The sequence below is a fragment of the Staphylococcus sp. HMSC14C01 genome (assembly GCF_001808085.1).
Taxonomy (GTDB): Bacteria; Bacillota; Bacilli; order Staphylococcales; family Staphylococcaceae; genus Staphylococcus; species Staphylococcus hominis.
On the sequence record NZ_KV792031.1, the window covers coordinates 1 to 17787 of the forward strand.

The following is a 17787-nucleotide window of genomic DNA, read 5'->3' on the forward strand; positions in this document are numbered from 1 at the left end:
AGGCTGAGGTTTTGCCATTAAACTACACCCGCAATATATAATGATTGGAATTGATTTGGTGCGGCCGAGAGGACTTGAACCTCCACGGGATTTCTCCCACTAGGCCCTCAACCTAGCGCGTCTGCCATTCCGCCACGACCGCTGGCAAAACGCAATAATCTATTGATTATCGAGAACAGTATTTATTGTAAATGATTTGTAATAAAAAGTCAATAACTTTTTAATATTATTTTAAACAAATTTACTATTTTTTAATGTTTACGTCATTCATTAATACAACGATAACTATAATACATACTTTTTAAACATAAGTCAATAGTTTTTATTAAAAAGTTTAAAAACCTACAACATTGTAGGTTTTTAAAGGACATTGTTATATTAGTAAAGTCTTATTGTTCATATTTAAATTTATTTATAAATACATCTTTAATTTCAATTTACTTCCACATTTACCACATCTCATTTTATCAGTATTAACTTTTCTAATTCTTAGATATGTAGTTTTACATTTACAACATTGATATATATAATTTGCTCTTTCTTCATAGCTTTGAATCGGCTGACAAAATCTTGGTGCTTGAACTTTATTGCTTAGCATTTTAAAGTCATGATCCTTATGTTGATAACCTTTTCCGGATAAATGTAAATGATAATGACATAGTTCATGCTTTATGATATTTATTAAAGCCTCTTTTCCAAAACGAGAAAATTGCTTCGGATTAATCTCAATATGGTGTGTAGATAATACATATCGTCCGCCTGTTGTTCGTAATCGAGAATTAAAATACGCTTTATGTTTAAAAGGTTGTTTAAAATACTCAAGTGAAGTTGTTTCTACTAACTTTTGAAGCATTTTATTATTCATTAGGATTAATCATAGTCAATGATACTTTTTCTTTATTTTTATCAATATTTAAAATCCAAACATCAACTATATCTCCTACACTAATAACATCCATAGGATTTTTAACATATTTCTTTGATAATTTTGAAATGTGAACTAAACCATCTTGTTTAACACCTATATCTACAAATGCTCCAAAATCTACTACATTTCTAACCGTTCCACTTAACTTCATACCTTTAGACAAGTCTTCGATTGATAATATGTCAGATTTTAACTGTGGTGTTTCATAGCTATCACGAGGATCACGATTTGGCGCTTTAAGAGATTTTATAATATCTTCTAGTGTTGGTTTGCCTATTCCAATTTCGTTTGATTTTTCTTCAATATTAATATCGCTAAGTGTTTGTTTAAGTTTATCTGAACCTAAATCATCAATTGATAGTTGTAAACTTTCTAAAAACTGATATGTCGCTTGATAACTTTCTGGATGAATAGATGTATTATCTAATGGTTCTTTACCATTAACTATTCTTAAAAATCCGATACTTTGTTCAAACGTTTTACTACCCAAACGTTTTACTTTGCTTATTTCGGAATGATGCTTTATAGATCCATTTTCTTCACGATAATCAATTATATTTTGAGCAATGGTACTTGATAATCCCGAAACATATTGAAGTAAAGATTTTGAAGCGGTATTTACATCTACACCTACTTGGTTAACTGCAGTTTCTACGACAAATGTGAGAGCTTGTTCAAGTTCTTTTTGGTTTACATCATGTTGATACTGTCCTACTCCAATAGATTTAGGATCAATTTTCACTAATTCACTAAGCGGATCTTGCACACGTCTACCAATAGACACTGCACTTCGTTCTTCAACTTGAAACTCTGGAAATTCATTTCTTGCTATTTCAGAAGCAGAATATACAGAAGCTCCTGCTTCATTTACGATAATAAATTGAGCATTTAGTTGATATTTTTTTATTACATTTGCTACAAATTGTTCCGTTTCACGACTTGCTGTACCATTACCAATTGCAATTAATTCAACATTATTTTCAGTTATCATTCTAACTAATTCTTTTTCTGCCAATTCTATTTTAGATTTTGGAGGATGAGGATATATAACACTTTTAGCAATAAATGTTCCAAAAGGATTAATAACAGCTAATTTACATCCAGTTCTAAATGCTGGATCGACACCTAAAATTTGTTTACCTTTCATAGGAGGCTGTAATAATAAATGTTTTAAATTTTCACTAAACACTTCTATAGCGTGATGCTCTGCTTTTTCAGTTAAATCATTTCGAATTTCTCTTTCAATTGAAGGCAAGATTAAACGTTTTAAACTGTCTTTAATTGCAGACTCAATATATTCAACTAGTTGATGAGCTTTTTTTACTTCTTGCGATTGTATAAATGTTTCTATTGAAGTAGTATCAAATTCAATTTTAATTGACAATACTTTTTCTTTTTCTCCACGATTCATTGCTAAAATTCGATGATTAACTATTCTTTTTATAGGCTCAGAATAATCATAGTACATACTAAATATCTCTTTTTCATCATTTGCTTGTTTTTTCTTTGTTGTCACAATCTTTCCTTGATAATAAACGTCTTTAAGTAAACGTTGTCGATACTTAGGATTATCCGAAATACGTTCAGCAATAATATCTTGAGCACCTTGAATTGCCTCATCAACTGTTTTAACTTCTTCACTTAAATATTTTCTAGCTTCTTCATTTACATTCATACTTTGTCCTTCTATTAAAAAATGAGCTAATGGTGCTAATCCTTTTCGTTTTGCTTCAGTTGCTCTAGTTTTCTTTTTTTGTTTAAAAGGACGATATAAATCTTCTACACGTTGTAATTTTGTTTGTTGAAGAATGTCTTGCTTTAATTCATCAGTAAGTAAACCTTGTTGTTCAATATTATGTATAACTTCTTCTTTACGTTTTTGAAGATGCGCTACATATTGATATTCATCAGATATTTGTTTAATTTGAACCTCATCTAAACCACCAGTTGCTTCTTTTCGATATCTGGCAATAAAAGGTACTGTGTTATTTTCCTCTAATAGATTTAATACAGCTATGACTTGTTTTTCTAAAAATTGATATTTTTTTACAATATCATTAATTAATGTCTTTTCCATGTTATAACCACTCTTTGTATATAAATTCTCTTTAATTTTAACATATCTTTATTTTTACATAACATTTTTAACAATAAAAGGAGCGCCATAGAATTCAATATGAACTCATTGGTCGCTCCTCAATTTCATTGCTTAGCAGCTTGTTGTAATTTTCGTATTGCAGTTCGTTGTAATCTAGATACATGCATTTGACTAAGTCCAATACGTTCACCAGTTTCCTTTTGACTTAATCCTTCAATGAAAGTACATTGAATAATTTCTCTTTCTCTATCAGATAAGATTGGTAAAATACGTTCAAGAATCATTCGTTTTTCAGTAAGGTCGTAATTATCATCTTGTTGACCCATAATATCTAACAATGTAACTGTAGATCCATCCTTATCTGCTTCAATTGAATGATCTACGCTAAGTGCGTTATAGCTTTGACCCATTTCCATGGCTTCTAATACTTCTTCTTCATTTACTTCTAAACGGTTCGCAATTTCTAAAATTGAAGGAGAACGTCCGAGTTCATTCGTAAGTTCATCGCCCACTTTTTTTATTCTTGGACCAATTTCTTTAATTCTTCTAGGAACATGAACGCTCCATGTCTTATCTCGTAAATATCTTTTAATCTCACCAATAACAGTTGGCACTAAGAATGCTTCAAATTTGCGATCGAAAGATATATCAAATCTGTTAATAGCACCTATTAAACCAACCATACCCACTTGAACTAAATCTTCATGATGTGATTGTCCTTTTGAATACTTATATGCTAATGATTCAATTAGTTTGCGATAATGTTTAACTAATTTATCTTGCGCATGAGGATTTATATTGTCTTGGTGTTCTTTAATCCATTGGTTAATTTGTTCAGGTGATATCTCATTAACTGATTTCGACTCTTTCGTCATTATTTGGCACCTGCTCTTTTTTTATATACTTAATCATACTAATTGTTACACCAGACTCTTTTGAAACTTTTACTTCATCCATTAATGATTCAATCAAAAATAGCCCTAGCCCACCTTCACGTAAGAAATCGATATTTTCGTTTTCTTGGTAAGGCCCTAATTTTGATTTTGTAGATTCGTAGTCAAAACTTTCACCTTGATCTGAAATAATAATCTTAATTTTGTCATCAAATAATTCAAAACAAATATTAATCATACCATTTTGTTCACTATGTTTATACGCATGTTTGACAGCATTAGTAACCGCTTCACTTACTGCAATTTTTGAATCTTCAATATCATCGTATGAAGCACCTGCTCTTGTAAATACTCCTGATAAGGTAAGGCGAATTAAACTTACATATTCTGCTGAGGCAGGTAACTTCATTTCAATATAATCATTTTTGAGTGACAAATTACTCTACCTCCGTTCCTTCATTAACGTGCATTAAATCTTTTAAACCAGTAATATCAAATAATCTACTAATTCTATCTGTGACACCTAAAATATATAATTCTTTATCATTTTGATTTAGAGCCTTTAATGTTCCTACAAATAAGCCTAAACCCGTTGAATCCATATAACTTACATTTGCTAAGTTCACGTGAATATCATGATTTCCTTCTTGGCGCATAGGCACAAGTACTTCTTCTAACTCGGGTACTGTATATACGTCTAACTCTCCACCAACAATAACTTCATAATAATCATCATGGGTTATCGTTTCTATATTAAGATTCATTTACTTACACTCCTAATCTTTTTCGATATGTATACTATAGCAACTATACCCATTATTATTATAATATAATCAAAAAATTAAATAATTAATTCACTCTTTTTATTACTAAAATTGTCATGTCATCTCTTTTTTGCGTATTTTGTATTTTTAAAATGGCTTCATATAAGATTTGAACAATATCTTGGGGATGCATATGCTTATATTTTCTAATTAAATTAAGAACAGTATCTTTTGCAATAAACTCCCCCTTTTTATTTCTAGCTTCTGTTACACCATCAGTAAAAATAATAATTAAATCATCTAAATATATTGGAATTTCTTGTTGACTATATCGCGTATGTTGACTTACACCAAGTACTCTTCCTCGAACTTCAATTTCTTCAAATGTTTCAGTTTCAGCTCTATAAATGTATCCTGGTTCATGACCTGCTGAACTACAATATAATAAGTGATTCATTTCTTCATATAGTCCATAAAACATCGTGACGAACATATTTTGATTAACATTTTTTTCTACCACACGATTGAGTCGTTTTAAACCATCACTTGGTAATTGTGAATGACCATAGGAATCCATTCCAAATTTAATCATACTCATTGCTAATGCTGCTGGAATCCCTTTCCCTATAACATCTGCTACAGCAAAACTCATCGTACCATCTCTATGATCAATTAAATTAAAATAGTCTCCACTTACTTTTTGAGCAGCTACTGAAATAACACCTATTTGTATACTATCAAACTGTGGAATGTCTGTTTTTAACATCGTTTGTTGAAGTCTAGAGGCTAAGTCAATTTCTTTATCGTGGAATTGCATTTTATCAACTAAATTTTGATAATCTCTATAGCTATATCCAAAGCCTTTTACTACTTCTTCTAATACATCTAATGTATCTAAGATTTGAGATGTTTTTAAATTTAAAGAAGCAATATACGTTTTATGTAAATCAACAACATCTTCTGGTAGAATATCCTTTTTGATTACTTCTTCAGTGAATTCATCGCACTTCTTTAAAAATTGTTCTTTATTTTTAGTAACCAAGCTCTCATCTATAAGTTGCTTATAGTTTTTTTTAAATTCTTCCACGAATTTTGCCTCCTTACTTCATAGCTGATTAAAATATGTTTAAATATTGTCTGACACAATACAACATTTTAAATTTATTCATTAATATCAAATGTATATTATTCTAAAATAACTCTTCTACTTAAAAAGGGAGCAAGACAGTATTCATTTTGTGAATATGCTGTCTTACCCCCGCAAGGTTAATTGAAATTGAAAACTTGAGTTAAATATTTTCAATTCAGTTAACTACTGCGATATCTCTAAATAGTCATAAACTTACTCAATACTATCATTGAATTCAACTGAATTTAGTCTAATTAAAACTTTTCAAAAGTACAATTGATTTATTTCAAAAGTTTATTTCATATTTTTTGGATTATACATATAAAATACTAATTTTTTTGAGGACGAACATCGTGTAAACCTAAACTGATATCCAATGCATCGTCAACTTCTTTCATTTTATCTTCTGATAAATATGTAAGTTTCTCTTTCAATCTTTTTTTATCTAATGTTCGTATTTGTTCTAAAAGAATGACTGAATCTTTATCTAAACGATATTTTTTCTTTTCTATTTCTACATGTGTTGGTATTTTCGCTTTATTAATCCTACCAGTAATCGCAGCAACGATTACTGTAGGACTATATTTATTACCAGTATCATTTTGAATGATAACTACAGGTCTTACTCCCCCTTGTTCAGACCCTTGAACTGGTGATAAATCAGCTAAATATACATCGCCTCTTCTAATCATTCACTTTTATAATTAGATGTAAGATATGATTCGTTACAATCACAAGCTTCACATTCTAATGGAAATGCTTCTGTTGCTAGGGAGAGGTTTAAATCGGCCATTTGGACATAGCCCTCTTTTAATGATTGTTCAAGACTATGGCTTCTATTCTGATTAAAAGTTAACATACTATGAACCTCCAATTGATACAAACAAGACATTATAAACTTTAATTTAGTTTTATAATAACAAATTTTGTAACAAGTGACTATACTAATTTAATAATTCATTTGTAACTTCAAATTTTTTATTTAAATAATATATTCTTGGAAGTCTGCGTCCTAAATTACATAAAACTTCATAATTAATTGTATTTTGTTTTACAGCTAATGCCTCTACTGCTTGTGAAGAATTTAAATTGTTATCTATTAAAATAACCTCATCTCCTTCTTTCACATCATCTGGTACACTAATAATCATTTGATCCATGCATACTCTTCCAATGATTTCACATTGCTGTTGATTGACATTTACGGCAAATCCTTGCATAGATCTTAAGAAACCATCTGCATATCCAATTGGTAAAACCGCTATTTTCATTTTTTCAGTTGCAGTGAATGTACTTCCATAACTTACAGAGTCTCCAGGATTTAAATATTTAGTTTGAACAACTTGAGTTATTAATTTAGCACTTGGTTTTAATTGAACATCAACTTCATTTCTAACATATTCAGAAGGATAATAACCATATAGTGAAATTCCAAGTCTTAACGCATTGCATAATTTACAATTTGCTAATAAAGCGCCCGCTGAGTTTTGAGCATGTATATATTTTGGTCGCTCTGCTTTTGTTACCAACTCTTCAAAAAATGCATATTGCTGTTTCATTGAATCACCAGGTTCATCTGCATTGGCAAAGTGAGTAAAAACGCCGTCAAAAATAAGATTTGGATGTTCTTTAATAAGATTAATGACTAACTGATACTCTTCAAGCGTTTTAATCCCTAGTCTTCCCATTCCTGTATCTAATTTCACGTGAAGATATACATGATCTGAGTTATCTTCTATATAATGAATCGCTCGTTCTAACCAAAACTGTGAAGGCACAGTTAAGGTAATGTCATATTGAATCGCTTTATTTATATCTTTCGGTGATATCGCACCTAAAACTAATAGTTTAGCATTTATATTATGTAAGCGTAATTCAATGGCTTCATCTAAAGTAGCAACTGCAAAAAATTGAGCCCCATTATTTTCTAAAATTTCTGCTATTTTTACACTTCCTAATCCATATCCATTCGCTTTAATTACAGGAATCACCAACTTATCACTTTGAAGTGTTTTAAAAATATTATAATTGTATAGAATGGCATCAAGATCTACATTTAAATATGTCGGTCTATAAGCAACATCTGACATATGAAGTCCTCCTTATTTAAACTTATAAAAAATTGATATGATTTACTTTTCTAATATTACTTCACTCATTGCGTAATGTTGTGTATGCGTAATCGAGACATGAACAATAAAACCAGGATATTCGATGCAAGGTTTCCCCTTTTCATCGTTATAACAATCAATATCATTAAATGCTACCGTTTTTCCTAACCCTGTTCCTAATGCTTTACTAAATGCTTCTTTAGTTGCAAATCGTCCTGCTAAAAATTCTAATTTTCTTTTATCATTTTTAAAAGAGTTAAATTTTTGCTGTTCTTGCTCTGTTAGTATTCTATGTATTAATTTATCACTTTGTTTAATATACACGTCTTTTATTCGGTCAATTTCAATTAAATCAATACCAATACCATGTATCATATCCACACCTCACTTAATTATCCTTTATCATTCATATAGTTCGTGTTTTCTATTTTGAATCATTTGTTTTAAATAAATCGCTTCTTTTTTTGCAATTAGTTCTATATTGCATTCTCCACCTGCAGTAGATAAATGAAGATGTGCTAATTTATATTTTCTCATTATGAATCCTTCTATGACTTCTATATTTTGTATTCTATAAAACGGTATCATATCTGTTTCAACAGTTATGATACCTTTTCTAATATGAATCTCGTTTTCATCATAGTAATAACTGAAATAATGATATCTCAGAAGCGGAATAACAATAATAAATAGTATGATATAAAGCAATATAATGACTATAGAAATAATGATATTAATTGAAAGTTTTGATATATGAGTAAAATAAACATCTATCATATTGAGTAGAAATAAAAAAACAGTAATAATTATAAGCCCTATCAATGATGTGATTCTCATCACCTTTAGACCACTCGTGTTCATAAAACTATGTTCATTCAATCTTAGACCCTCCTAAATAGGTCTCAATATTTAATTGAAACTGTTTTTCAGAAGCATATTTAAGCTTAATATCTTCATTTACCGCACCCTTAGCTATAATAAAATGTAAATGTGCTAAATGGCTCTTTTCTAACAATGGATTTTGATTAACATTCATACCAATAATTTTATCCTTTTTAAAATAATAAGAATTAATATGCATGATACTTACTTGACGAAGTGCAATTTCATTTTTTCTATTGCATAATCCAGAAACAGATATATACACATACGCATGAATTGCCATAAAGATAATCATAATTATCGCTATCATATAACTCCATATACTCCAATAGTAAGCACCTATAGTTGCACCAAGAATTAATATGATACTAGGTATAAAAAAATGTCGATGATATCCTCGTTTTGGTACATTTTCAGTAATAGAGTTAAATTGCATTTCAGGAATTAATTTTCTAATAATAGAATATGCCTCTTTTTTATTAATAAATGGAAGAATCATAATTTTTCCATTTTCACTTACATCTTCATTAGATTTAACTTCTAAATCACTTGTAATAATAAAGTATATAGAGGTATATCCAAATAACTTTCTAATAAATGACTGTTTTTCTATAACTGCTTGTAATCGTTCAGTAGGCACTGTGATATTTTTTACATTTAGTAATCCATAAGTAATTTTCAACTCATTATCACGTTGTGTGATTGTATAGTTATAATAACGGAGAAAAACAATTAGAGTACCTATAACATAACAAAATATAAGTACAGTCAATATAATAATAGTCACTAAAAACGTCACTGACTGTATCCATTGAAAAAGACGAGACGTCCATTTTTCCCACGGGATAACATCTTCAAATGCACCTATAATAGGGGAAATAGTGGCGAATGCTACACCTATAACGCCACTGGTCAATGACATAAAAATCAACAGTTTATTAGACATTTTAAAAATTACTTTATTATTACTATTATCTTCAGATATTAATTCTTGTTCGCTATTATTGGGCTTATGATTAGTCTCTATTTCTTGACTATCTAACTGAAGTTGTCTTTTTTTAATTGTACGTTCAATCAATTCACTTTGTTGTTTCGAAATCGTTTCAAGTTCAATACCATCACTCGGCGTTTTAATTTGTAGTCGTACTCCACCTACTAATTGATTAATCAGTCCTTGTGTGGTATCTAAGGATTGAATTCGATTCAAATTTAATTCTTTGCGTTTTTTATTTAACCATCCAGATGTGACTATAAATTGATCATTTTCTATCCAATAACGCGTTAGACGTACTTTTTGAAATTGATTAATCATAGAAAAAAGAATAATCAATAAAAAGATACCTGGTCCAATATAATGTCTGATATTTGTAAAATCAAAATTCCATATATTAAATCCAATAAACACGATAATGACAAAAATGTTTTGCTTTATAACATTTATTAGACCCGTGAAATAAGAAATCGGATGTAGTTTTTGAGGTTTAAATATCATCATTACTACCTCGCATTTGTGATAAGATATGTAATATTAATCGTTCTGCTTCTTTATTAGAAACAACAGGTGTTGTGAGTTCATGACCTGCAGTTACAACAATGATTCTCTTAAGATTAAACTGTTTCAATAACGGATTTGTTTTAACCTTTAAAAGTTGTAACCTTTCAATTTTTGTTGTTTTGTACCTTTTAAAAATAAAAGTATTTAAAATTTCTATGTTCTTATTTTCTATATTATAAAATCTATAAGAGTATCTATTGATAGGTTGGAGAATAAAACGAATAAGAGAACAAATAGTTAACACAAGTAGAATATAAAAAATAAAATGTGGCCAGTGAAATGCTTTCCAACAACACAACCCACCACCCAAAATAATGAGCTCTATTAGTAACGTGACTCCACTTACTAACCAATGATATAAAAATGCGGATTTAGGACTTTTATGAAAAGAGTGATGTAATTGCACAATAAACTCCTTAACAATTTTTTTATATTATATCATACTATTTTTTAAAAATAATATGATAGATATTAATGTAAAAACCAAAACTGAATACTATCTATTTAAATACGATCAATTATCCTCTTTTTCTTTAAAATAATATTAGTATAAGCATTTATAAATTTAATAGGTAACTTATAATCAAAAAGAGCTTGAGACATATGTTTATACCTCAAGCTCAATCAAGCAAATTTATTCTTATCTATAACAACTATTTTTGTAAATCAGCAAACGTACGACCTTTGATAGATGTTTTTCTTTTATCTTGTCTATCTCGACGATCTTGTTTTTTACCTTTTTTCTTGTTGAAATTACCTTTTGATCGTTTATTTTTGTTATCAAATTTATTATTTCGTTTACCACCACGTCTTGATTGATTACCTTTATTATTACGACTCTTTCTTGCAAGTGGCTTTTCGAAAGTTAATTGAACTTCAACTTCATCGTTTGCTTCGACAAGTTCTTGTAATAATGAAGCTACTAATTCAGTACTATCATATTCTTCTAATAATTCACTAGAAATACGTTTTAAACGATCTTCACTCTCACGTGACATCCAGTTTTTAACTTTGTCTTTAATATCTTCTTCACGTGCTTTAAGCACTTCTTTACGATGAGGTGGTCTTAAAGCTTTCATTCTTCTGTCATTTACTTCTTCAATTTGACGAATGTAATCCATTTCAATTGGGTTAACAAACGTAACAGCAATTCCTTCTTTACCTGCACGACCTGTACGTCCAATTCTATGTGTATAACTTTCAGTATCTTGAGGTATATCAAAATTATATACGTGACTTACACCTGAAATATCAAGACCACGTGCTGCAACGTCTGTGGCAACTAATATATCAATTTGATCGTTTTTGAATTTTTTAAGTACTTCTAAACGTTTGGCTTGTGTAATGTCTCCATGTAATCCTTCTGCTTTGTAACCCTTAGTAAGCAATGCACTTGTTAACTCATCCACACGACGTTTAGTTCTACCAAATACAATAGCTAACTCAGGTTGATGTACATCTAAGAAATTAGTAAATGTATCAAATTTTTCTAACTCTTTAACAATTGTATAGTATTCGTCGATTTGAGGATCAGACATTTCATTGTTTATTGTTTTAACAATTTGTGGTGACTTCATAAATTGTTGTACTAATGTCTGAATAGCTTTAGGCATTGTCGCTGAAAATAACATTGTTTGTCGTTGTTCAGCAGGGATTTTATCCATAATAAATCTCATATCATCAATGAAGCCCATGTTCATCATTTCGTCCGCTTCATCTAAAATTAAAGTATGAATATCATTCGTTTTTAATGTACGACGATTTAAATGATCGATAACACGTCCTGGTGTTCCTACTACAATTTGAGGCCCACGTTTTAACGCTTTAATTTGTCTATCAATTGGCATACCACCAAAGACAGTAACAACTTGAATATTTTGTCCACGACTGAATTCGCGTAATTGTTCAGCAACTTGCATTGCTAATTCTCTTGTAGGTGCTAAAATTAAAGCTTGAACGCCTGATTTTCCAACAACTTTTTCTATTAAAGGGATACCAAAAGCTCCTGTTTTACCCGTACCTGTCTGAGCTTGACCAAGGATATCTTTTCCTTCTAATGTATAAGGGATACTTTCTTTTTGGATCGGTGTTGGTTCTTTAAAACCCATTTCTTCTAGGGTTTTTACCGTTTTATCCGAAATCCCTAATTCTTTAAAATTTTGCAATATAATTCTCCTTTTAATTCTTTTATTTATCAATATACGTTTTTGTATATAAGGTCTTCTTATTACGTCAACTTCTATATAGTACCACCTAAAAATAGTTATAGCAATAAAGCAATTTTCATATCTACAGCAAATAACATTTTTAAGTAGAGTATTGGTTCTATTAAAATAATAAAAAGAAGTTGCTTTGAAACCTTTCATTTCTAAGCAACTCTTAATTATTATTAATAATTAAATTAAAGCATTTACTACTTCTTCAAGTTTATTACCACGTGACCCTTTAATTAACACTTTGTCATCAGGTTGTAAAATAGACTTTAAATAATGAGTCAGTTCATTTTTATCTGAAAAATAAGCTACATCTTCCACAAACTGGCCACCTGTACGACTTATAAACTTAGCATCATTACCGTAAGTAAGTAACGTATGAATACCTTTATTGTCCAAATAAGCACCTACATCTTCATGCATACGTTGACTATTTTCACCTAATTCTAAAGAATCAGCGAGTACAATGATTTTACGTCCATTCATATTACTTAATGTATCAATAGCAGCTTTCATACTTGTTGGACTTGCATTGTAAGCATCATTAATAACCGTAATTTGATTATTAGTAACATGTCGTTCCATACGCATACCTGTGAGTTGTACATTACTTATATTCTTTTGAATTGTGTCGTAATCTAAACCAAGTTCATGTCCAATTGCAATAGCGATAGTAGCATTTTTCATGTTGTGAATACCTAAAATTGGTAATTCATAATGTTCCTTGTTATTTATCGTAAATGCTATACCATCATTTTTACTATTTTCCACTTTACATACTAATGTATTGTCATGATTTAAACCAACACTAACAAGTTTAGCATCTTTCACATTTTCAACATGCGGTTTTAGAAGTGGTTCATCTCCATCATATATAAATGTGCCATCAGATTTAAGACCAATAGTAATTTCAGATTTGGCTTTAGCAATACCTTCTCTAGAACCTAAATCTTGCATGTGAGATTCACCAATATTTGTGATAACCGCAATATCAGGTTCCGCAATTTTAGATAACAATTCAATTTCATGGAATCCTGACATACCCATTTCCAAAATAGAAATTTCTGTGTCTTTGTCTAATTGAAGAATGGTTAAAGGTAAACCAATTTCATTGTTATAGTTACCTTGTGTTTTTTTGACTCTAAATTCGGTATGTAACACACTTTCAATCATATCTTTTGTTGTGGTTTTACCATTAGAGCCGGTCACTCCAATTACTTTTGGATTAACATGCTTTAAGTACGCTTTAGCTAATTGTTGTAAAGCAGTTAATGTATCATCTACCCATATAATAGGTCCTTGAATTGAATCGCTAATATCCTGTCCTTTTTCATAAAATGAAGCACCAGCACCATCTTTTAGTGCTTGTTCTACAAAACGATGACCGTCTACATTTTCACCTTTAAATGGAACAAATAACATCTCTTTTTCTACATGACGAGAATCGATAGTGACTCCTTTAATTTGATGTTCTAAATATGCTTCATCAATATCGCAAGATATCCATTTTTGAATTTGTTTTAAAGAAACTTCAATCATACTTAGGCTCCTCGCTTAATCGATAGTATATTTATTTTTCTTTTTATCTTCGTAACGTTCTTTAGCTAAATCAATTAGTTTAGTGATTAAATCAGAGTATGATAATCCCATATTTTCCCATAAACTTGGATACATGCTAAATGCTGTAAAACCAGGCATCGCATTTGTTTCATTAATGTAGATTTGATTATCTTCCGTCACAAAGAAATCGGCACGTACTAATCCAGAACAATCTGTAGCTTTAAATGCTTCTAATGCCATATTACGTAACGTCATTTGAACCTCTTCATCTAAATCTGCTGGAATTTGTAAACTGATTTTACCGTCTTTATATTTTGACTTATAGTCATAAAATTGAACATCTTTAATTACTTCTCCAGGCCATGTTGTTTCAGGATAATCATTACCTAAAACTGCGACTTCCACTTCACGTGCAATAATACCTTGTTCAATCACTAACTTACGATCAAATTGAAATGCTTCTTCAATCCCTTTTTTAAGTTCATCTTCATTATTACATTTACTAATACCCACACTAGATCCAAGGTTAGCAGGTTTTACAAATACTGGGTATGTTAATTTATCATTAACGAGTTTAATAATATTACCTTCATATTTTTCATATTCACTTCTTAAAAAACTAATATAAGGTAGTTGTGGTAAACCGCGATGTTCAAACAATTGTTTCATTACTAATTTATCCATCGAACTTGATGCAGCTAATACACCATTTCCTACATATGGTAAATCTAGCACTTCAAATAAACCTTGAATGGTACCATCTTCACCATTTGGTCCATGTAATAATGGGAAAATAGCATCATATTTACTTCCTTCCCCATTTTCTTTTAAAAGTAATGTAATTTCTCCAGGACTTATGTCTTCTAAATGTAATTCTTCAACAGTTTTAATATTTTTTGTAATATTTTCTTTTTTCTTCCATTGACCATCATTTGTAATATATATAATATCTACAAGATACTTGTCTTTATTAATCGCATTTAATACATTTTGTGCTGTTAAAATTGATACATCATGCTCAGCACTTTTACCACCATATACGATACAAATATTTTCTTTTACCATGTTTTATATCCTCCATCGAGAAAAATAATGACAAAAGCCATTTATAAATTGAAGTTTAATTACGCTTTTGTTTCTCTCATCATAATTATAATACTATAATGTATTAAGTTTAAATTGTTAATTATACTTTTCATTAACGATATGTAATTTAAATTATTCTTTCTAAATGTCCATATTATCACAGTATCAGTGTTTTTTGCATTTACCAATAAATAAAAATATGTATATTTCTTAAAGAATAGTCCATTCATGTTAATTGTTATTTTTTAGATTAAACTGCTTCGACTTTATATCATCTTCTATATTTTGTAGCATAATCATATAAAGTCATGTAAAATCTATATATACTATTCCATAGAATTTAAGGAGTTTTTTATGAAATATTCATCCCGTCAACAGCCTACAACACATTGGCTTCGAAAAATTGACTGGATACTTATAGCATTAATAATGATTTTAGCCATCATTAGTGTGACTACAATCAGTTCTGCTATGGGTGGCGGCCAATATAGTGCCAATTTTGGTATTCGTCAAATTATCTATTATATTTTAGGAGCAATACTAGCACTTATTGTGATGATTTTTTCTCCCAAAAAAATAAAAAATAATACATATATATGGTATATCTTCTTTTGTATCTTACTACTAGGTTTATTAATCATTCCTGAAACACCTATTACGCCTATTATTAATGGCGCTAAAAGTTGGTATGCTTTTGGTCCAATTAGTATTCAACCTTCAGAATTTATGAAGATTATTTTGATACTTGCATTGGCTAAAATCGTTTCTAATCATAATCGATTTACATTTAATAAATCTTTTCGTACTGATTTAATCTTATTTTTTAAAATCATTGGCATATCCCTGGTACCTATGATATTAATTTTACTTCAGAATGATTTAGGAACTACATTGGTTCTGTGTGCCATTATTGTTGGAATCATGCTAGTGAGTAGTATTACATGGCGCATTCTTGCTCCTATCTTTATTACTGTAGCAGTATTAGGAAGTAGCATTATTTTAGCCATTATATATAAACCCTCTCTGATTGAGAAAACGTTACATATCAAAATGTACCAAATGGGTCGAATCAATTCATGGTTAAATCCTTATGCTTATAGTAATGGAGATGGCTACCATTTAACGGAATCGTTAAAAGCTATAGGATCCGGTCAATTATTTGGTAAAGGTTATAATCACGGAGAAGTATACATTCCAGAAAACCATACCGATTTTATTTTTTCTGTCATTGGAGAAGAAATTGGATTTATTGGAGCAGTGATATTACTTCTTATATTCCTAGCTTTAATTTTCCATCTTATCCGTTTAGCCATAAAAACAACTTCATCATTTAATAAGGTATTTTTAATTGGTTATATTTCTTTACTCGTCTTCCATATTTTGCAAAATATTGGTATGACAATCCAACTTTTACCTATTACAGGTATACCACTACCGTTTATTAGTTATGGTGGTAGCGCATTATGGAGTTTAATGCTAGGTATTGGTGTTATACTTTCTATTTATTACCATCAAAAGCCAGCGTCCAAAGATGCTTAGTAATAAATATATTTTAATTCAGTTAATAACATGAAAATAGTATAAAAGAGAATGAGACAAAACTCATTTTGACATTATCGTTCCACTTCGATAATGTATCTCCAACATATAAAAAAGTCTGAGACAACTAATAATGTCTCAGACTTTTTTCAATCACATATTATTTAAGTTCTTGAGTAACGGTTTTTGTGGTAGGCAAAGTATTAATAATGTCGAAACGAGATTTTGTTTTTTTGATATTGACGCCTAAAGATGATAATAATTTGACTACATTTTGTAACTTATCTGATTTGTTCATGGTATCTCACCTCGTTTTTTGACCTTCACTGATATACTACCCTAATTAGTCATGCTTTACTACCATATTTGAAAATTATTTTAAATTATTTAAGTTACACTAAAGCTTTTTATTATGAAAGTACTTTAAATCCAGCGTCATAAATTTCTTTTTCAATACTATTTAAATTAGTAGGTGTTTCATATTCAACATTAACCATATTTCTTTCTATATCGATTGATACCGTATGTACTCCAATCATATTTAACAAACGTTCATTTAACATTTGTGCTTGTTCCTTTGTTTCAATGTTATCTATAAATACAATATTACGGTTTAACATATTACAATCTCCTAACTAATCTTTCACTAGTTTTTGAAATGTCACTAGTAGTTCTTCCATTGCTTCTTCTTCAGTACCTTGATTTATTTTTTCCATAATACAACTTTTCATGTGATGTTCTAGTAACTTAGTAGCAACACTATTAAGTGCTGAACGTGTTGCTCTTATCTGAGTTAATACATCATCACAGTAGACGTCTTCATCAATCATTCTATTAATTGCTTTAACTTGTCCTTCTATTCGATTTAATCGAGATTTTAAATTTAATTTAACTTGCTCAGAATGATGGGCATGATTTTGATTTTCCAACTAATTCACCCTTTCAATAGCTTCTATATCATCGTATAATCTCCTCTTTATTACGTCAATTATACATTTTTATTTTAAAAATTAATCATACCATTTATTA

20 protein-coding genes and 1 tRNA gene are annotated in these 17787 nt (G+C 29.7%); 1 reads left to right on the plus strand and 20 read right to left on the minus strand.

Features of this window, described 5'->3' with window-relative positions; all coding sequences use genetic code 11:
• Positions 1 to 56 precede the first annotated feature (56 nt).
• The 17 genes from HMPREF3131_RS05380 to HMPREF3131_RS05460 form a co-directional block, all read right to left on the minus strand.
• Positions 57 to 142, minus strand: a tRNA-Leu gene (locus HMPREF3131_RS05380).
• A gap of 270 nt (positions 143 to 412) precedes the next feature.
• A complete protein-coding gene (locus tag HMPREF3131_RS05385; protein ID WP_017174802.1) occupies positions 413 to 865 on the minus strand; it encodes a SprT family protein in 453 nt (150 codons plus the stop codon).
• Positions 858 to 3005, minus strand: coding sequence for a Tex family protein (locus HMPREF3131_RS05390; protein ID WP_017174801.1), 2148 nt, complete (start codon positions 3003 to 3005; stop codon positions 858 to 860). The genes HMPREF3131_RS05385 and HMPREF3131_RS05390 overlap by 8 nt, the downstream gene beginning before the upstream one ends.
• Before the next feature lie 125 nt (positions 3006 to 3130).
• Positions 3131 to 3901, minus strand: a complete 771-nt coding sequence (gene sigB, locus HMPREF3131_RS05395; protein ID WP_017174800.1) for an RNA polymerase sigma factor SigB — start codon at positions 3899 to 3901, stop codon at positions 3131 to 3133.
• The gene (gene rsbW / locus HMPREF3131_RS05400; RefSeq protein ID WP_049335593.1) at positions 3876 to 4328 is read right to left on the minus strand and encodes an anti-sigma B factor RsbW; all 453 of its coding nucleotides are present in this window, start codon (positions 4326 to 4328) and stop codon (positions 3876 to 3878) included. The genes sigB and rsbW overlap by 26 nt, the downstream gene beginning before the upstream one ends.
• Positions 4329 to 4356: 28 nt before the next feature.
• Positions 4357 to 4683, minus strand: coding sequence for an anti-sigma factor antagonist (locus HMPREF3131_RS05405; RefSeq protein WP_002448686.1), 327 nt, complete (start codon positions 4681 to 4683; stop codon positions 4357 to 4359).
• 85 nt (positions 4684 to 4768) lie between these two features.
• Positions 4769 to 5770 carry a SpoIIE family protein phosphatase gene (locus tag HMPREF3131_RS05410; protein ID WP_017174799.1) on the minus strand — a complete coding sequence of 334 codons (1002 nt, stop codon included), beginning with the start codon at positions 5768 to 5770 and terminating at the stop codon, positions 4769 to 4771.
• A 371-nt stretch (positions 5771 to 6141) separates the two neighbouring features.
• Positions 6142 to 6504, minus strand: a complete 363-nt coding sequence (locus HMPREF3131_RS05415) for a type II toxin-antitoxin system PemK/MazF family toxin (protein WP_017174798.1) — start codon at positions 6502 to 6504, stop codon at positions 6142 to 6144.
• Positions 6501 to 6671, minus strand: coding sequence for a type II toxin-antitoxin system antitoxin MazE (gene mazE, locus HMPREF3131_RS05420; RefSeq protein ID WP_002448681.1), 171 nt, complete (start codon positions 6669 to 6671; stop codon positions 6501 to 6503). Before mazE ends, HMPREF3131_RS05415 begins: the two co-directional genes overlap by 4 nt.
• 85 nt (positions 6672 to 6756) lie before the next feature.
• Positions 6757 to 7902: an alanine racemase gene (alr, locus tag HMPREF3131_RS05425; protein WP_017174797.1), complete on the minus strand. Its 1146-nt coding sequence runs from the start codon at positions 7900 to 7902 to the stop codon at positions 6757 to 6759.
• 42 nt (positions 7903 to 7944) lie between these two features.
• Positions 7945 to 8298: a holo-ACP synthase gene (acpS, locus tag HMPREF3131_RS05430; protein WP_017174796.1), complete on the minus strand. Its 354-nt coding sequence runs from the start codon at positions 8296 to 8298 to the stop codon at positions 7945 to 7947.
• A gap of 27 nt (positions 8299 to 8325) precedes the next feature.
• Complete coding sequence (locus HMPREF3131_RS05435) at positions 8326 to 8784, minus strand: PH domain-containing protein (protein ID WP_308737048.1); 459 nt, start codon at positions 8782 to 8784, stop codon at positions 8326 to 8328.
• Between the two features lie 10 nt (positions 8785 to 8794).
• Positions 8795 to 10297 carry a PH domain-containing protein gene (locus tag HMPREF3131_RS05440; protein WP_070436516.1) on the minus strand — a complete coding sequence of 501 codons (1503 nt, stop codon included), beginning with the start codon at positions 10295 to 10297 and terminating at the stop codon, positions 8795 to 8797.
• Complete coding sequence (locus HMPREF3131_RS05445; protein ID WP_017174793.1) at positions 10287 to 10766, minus strand: PH domain-containing protein; 480 nt, start codon at positions 10764 to 10766, stop codon at positions 10287 to 10289. Before HMPREF3131_RS05445 ends, HMPREF3131_RS05440 begins: the two co-directional genes overlap by 11 nt.
• 247 nt (positions 10767 to 11013) lie before the next feature.
• The gene (locus HMPREF3131_RS05450; protein ID WP_017174792.1) at positions 11014 to 12525 is read right to left on the minus strand and encodes a degradosome RNA helicase CshA; all 1512 of its coding nucleotides are present in this window, start codon (positions 12523 to 12525) and stop codon (positions 11014 to 11016) included.
• Positions 12526 to 12756: 231 nt separating this feature from the next.
• Positions 12757 to 14112, minus strand: a complete 1356-nt coding sequence (murF, locus tag HMPREF3131_RS05455) for a UDP-N-acetylmuramoyl-tripeptide--D-alanyl-D-alanine ligase (protein WP_017174791.1) — start codon at positions 14110 to 14112, stop codon at positions 12757 to 12759.
• A gap of 15 nt (positions 14113 to 14127) precedes the next feature.
• Complete coding sequence (locus HMPREF3131_RS05460) at positions 14128 to 15198, minus strand: D-alanine--D-alanine ligase (protein WP_017174790.1); 1071 nt, start codon at positions 15196 to 15198, stop codon at positions 14128 to 14130.
• A gap of 375 nt (positions 15199 to 15573) precedes the next feature.
• Between HMPREF3131_RS05460 and HMPREF3131_RS05465 the strand changes: the two genes are divergently transcribed.
• The gene (locus HMPREF3131_RS05465) at positions 15574 to 16758 is read left to right on the plus strand and encodes an FtsW/RodA/SpoVE family cell cycle protein (protein ID WP_048787782.1); all 1185 of its coding nucleotides are present in this window, start codon (positions 15574 to 15576) and stop codon (positions 16756 to 16758) included.
• Positions 16759 to 16918: 160 nt separating this feature from the next.
• Here the strand turns inward: HMPREF3131_RS05465 and HMPREF3131_RS11160 are convergent, their stop codons facing one another.
• From HMPREF3131_RS11160 to csoR, 3 genes are all read right to left on the minus strand, one after another.
• Positions 16919 to 17056, minus strand: a complete 138-nt coding sequence (locus HMPREF3131_RS11160) for an Lmo0850 family protein (RefSeq protein ID WP_002437525.1) — start codon at positions 17054 to 17056, stop codon at positions 16919 to 16921.
• Positions 17057 to 17168: 112 nt separating this feature from the next.
• Entirely contained in the window at positions 17169 to 17378 is a 210-nt protein-coding gene (locus tag HMPREF3131_RS05470; protein ID WP_017174788.1) for a putative copper chaperone CsoZ, read from the minus strand.
• A gap of 15 nt (positions 17379 to 17393) precedes the next feature.
• Positions 17394 to 17687 (minus strand): copper-sensing transcriptional repressor CsoR, encoded by a 294-nt coding sequence (gene csoR / locus HMPREF3131_RS05475; protein ID WP_002437530.1) that lies wholly within the window; start codon positions 17685 to 17687, stop codon positions 17394 to 17396.
• Positions 17688 to 17787: the final 100 nt, after the last annotated feature.

Bases quoted from the DNA above. Each gene is read 5' to 3' on its own strand.
- HMPREF3131_RS05385 (WP_017174802.1), bottom strand. From the start codon at position 865: ATGAATAATAAAATGCTTCAAAAGTTAGTAGAAACAACTTCACTTGAG.
- HMPREF3131_RS05390 (WP_017174801.1), bottom strand. From the start codon at position 3,005: ATGGAAAAGACATTAATTAATGATATTGTAAAAAAATATCAATTTTTA.
- sigB (WP_017174800.1), bottom strand. From the start codon at position 3,901: ATGACGAAAGAGTCGAAATCAGTTAATGAGATATCACCTGAACAAATT.
- rsbW (WP_049335593.1), bottom strand. From the start codon at position 4,328: ATGAAGTTACCTGCCTCAGCAGAATATGTAAGTTTAATTCGCCTTACC.
- HMPREF3131_RS05405 (WP_002448686.1), bottom strand. From the start codon at position 4,683: ATGAATCTTAATATAGAAACGATAACCCATGATGATTATTATGAAGTT.
- HMPREF3131_RS05415 (WP_017174798.1), bottom strand. From the start codon at position 6,504: ATGATTAGAAGAGGCGATGTATATTTAGCTGATTTATCACCAGTTCAA.
- mazE (WP_002448681.1), bottom strand. From the start codon at position 6,671: ATGTTAACTTTTAATCAGAATAGAAGCCATAGTCTTGAACAATCATTA.
- alr (WP_017174797.1), bottom strand. From the start codon at position 7,902: ATGTCAGATGTTGCTTATAGACCGACATATTTAAATGTAGATCTTGAT.
- acpS (WP_017174796.1), bottom strand. From the start codon at position 8,298: ATGATACATGGTATTGGTATTGATTTAATTGAAATTGACCGAATAAAA.
- HMPREF3131_RS05435 (WP_308737048.1), bottom strand. From the start codon at position 8,784: ATGAACACGAGTGGTCTAAAGGTGATGAGAATCACATCATTGATAGGG.
- HMPREF3131_RS05440 (WP_070436516.1), bottom strand. From the start codon at position 10,297: ATGATATTTAAACCTCAAAAACTACATCCGATTTCTTATTTCACGGGT.
- murF (WP_017174791.1), bottom strand. From the start codon at position 14,112: ATGATTGAAGTTTCTTTAAAACAAATTCAAAAATGGATATCTTGCGAT.
- HMPREF3131_RS05460 (WP_017174790.1), bottom strand. From the start codon at position 15,198: ATGGTAAAAGAAAATATTTGTATCGTATATGGTGGTAAAAGTGCTGAG.
- HMPREF3131_RS05465 (WP_048787782.1), top strand. From the start codon at position 15,574: ATGAAATATTCATCCCGTCAACAGCCTACAACACATTGGCTTCGAAAA.
- HMPREF3131_RS11160 (WP_002437525.1), bottom strand. From the start codon at position 17,056: ATGAACAAATCAGATAAGTTACAAAATGTAGTCAAATTATTATCATCT.
- HMPREF3131_RS05470 (WP_017174788.1), bottom strand. From the start codon at position 17,378: ATGTTAAACCGTAATATTGTATTTATAGATAACATTGAAACAAAGGAA.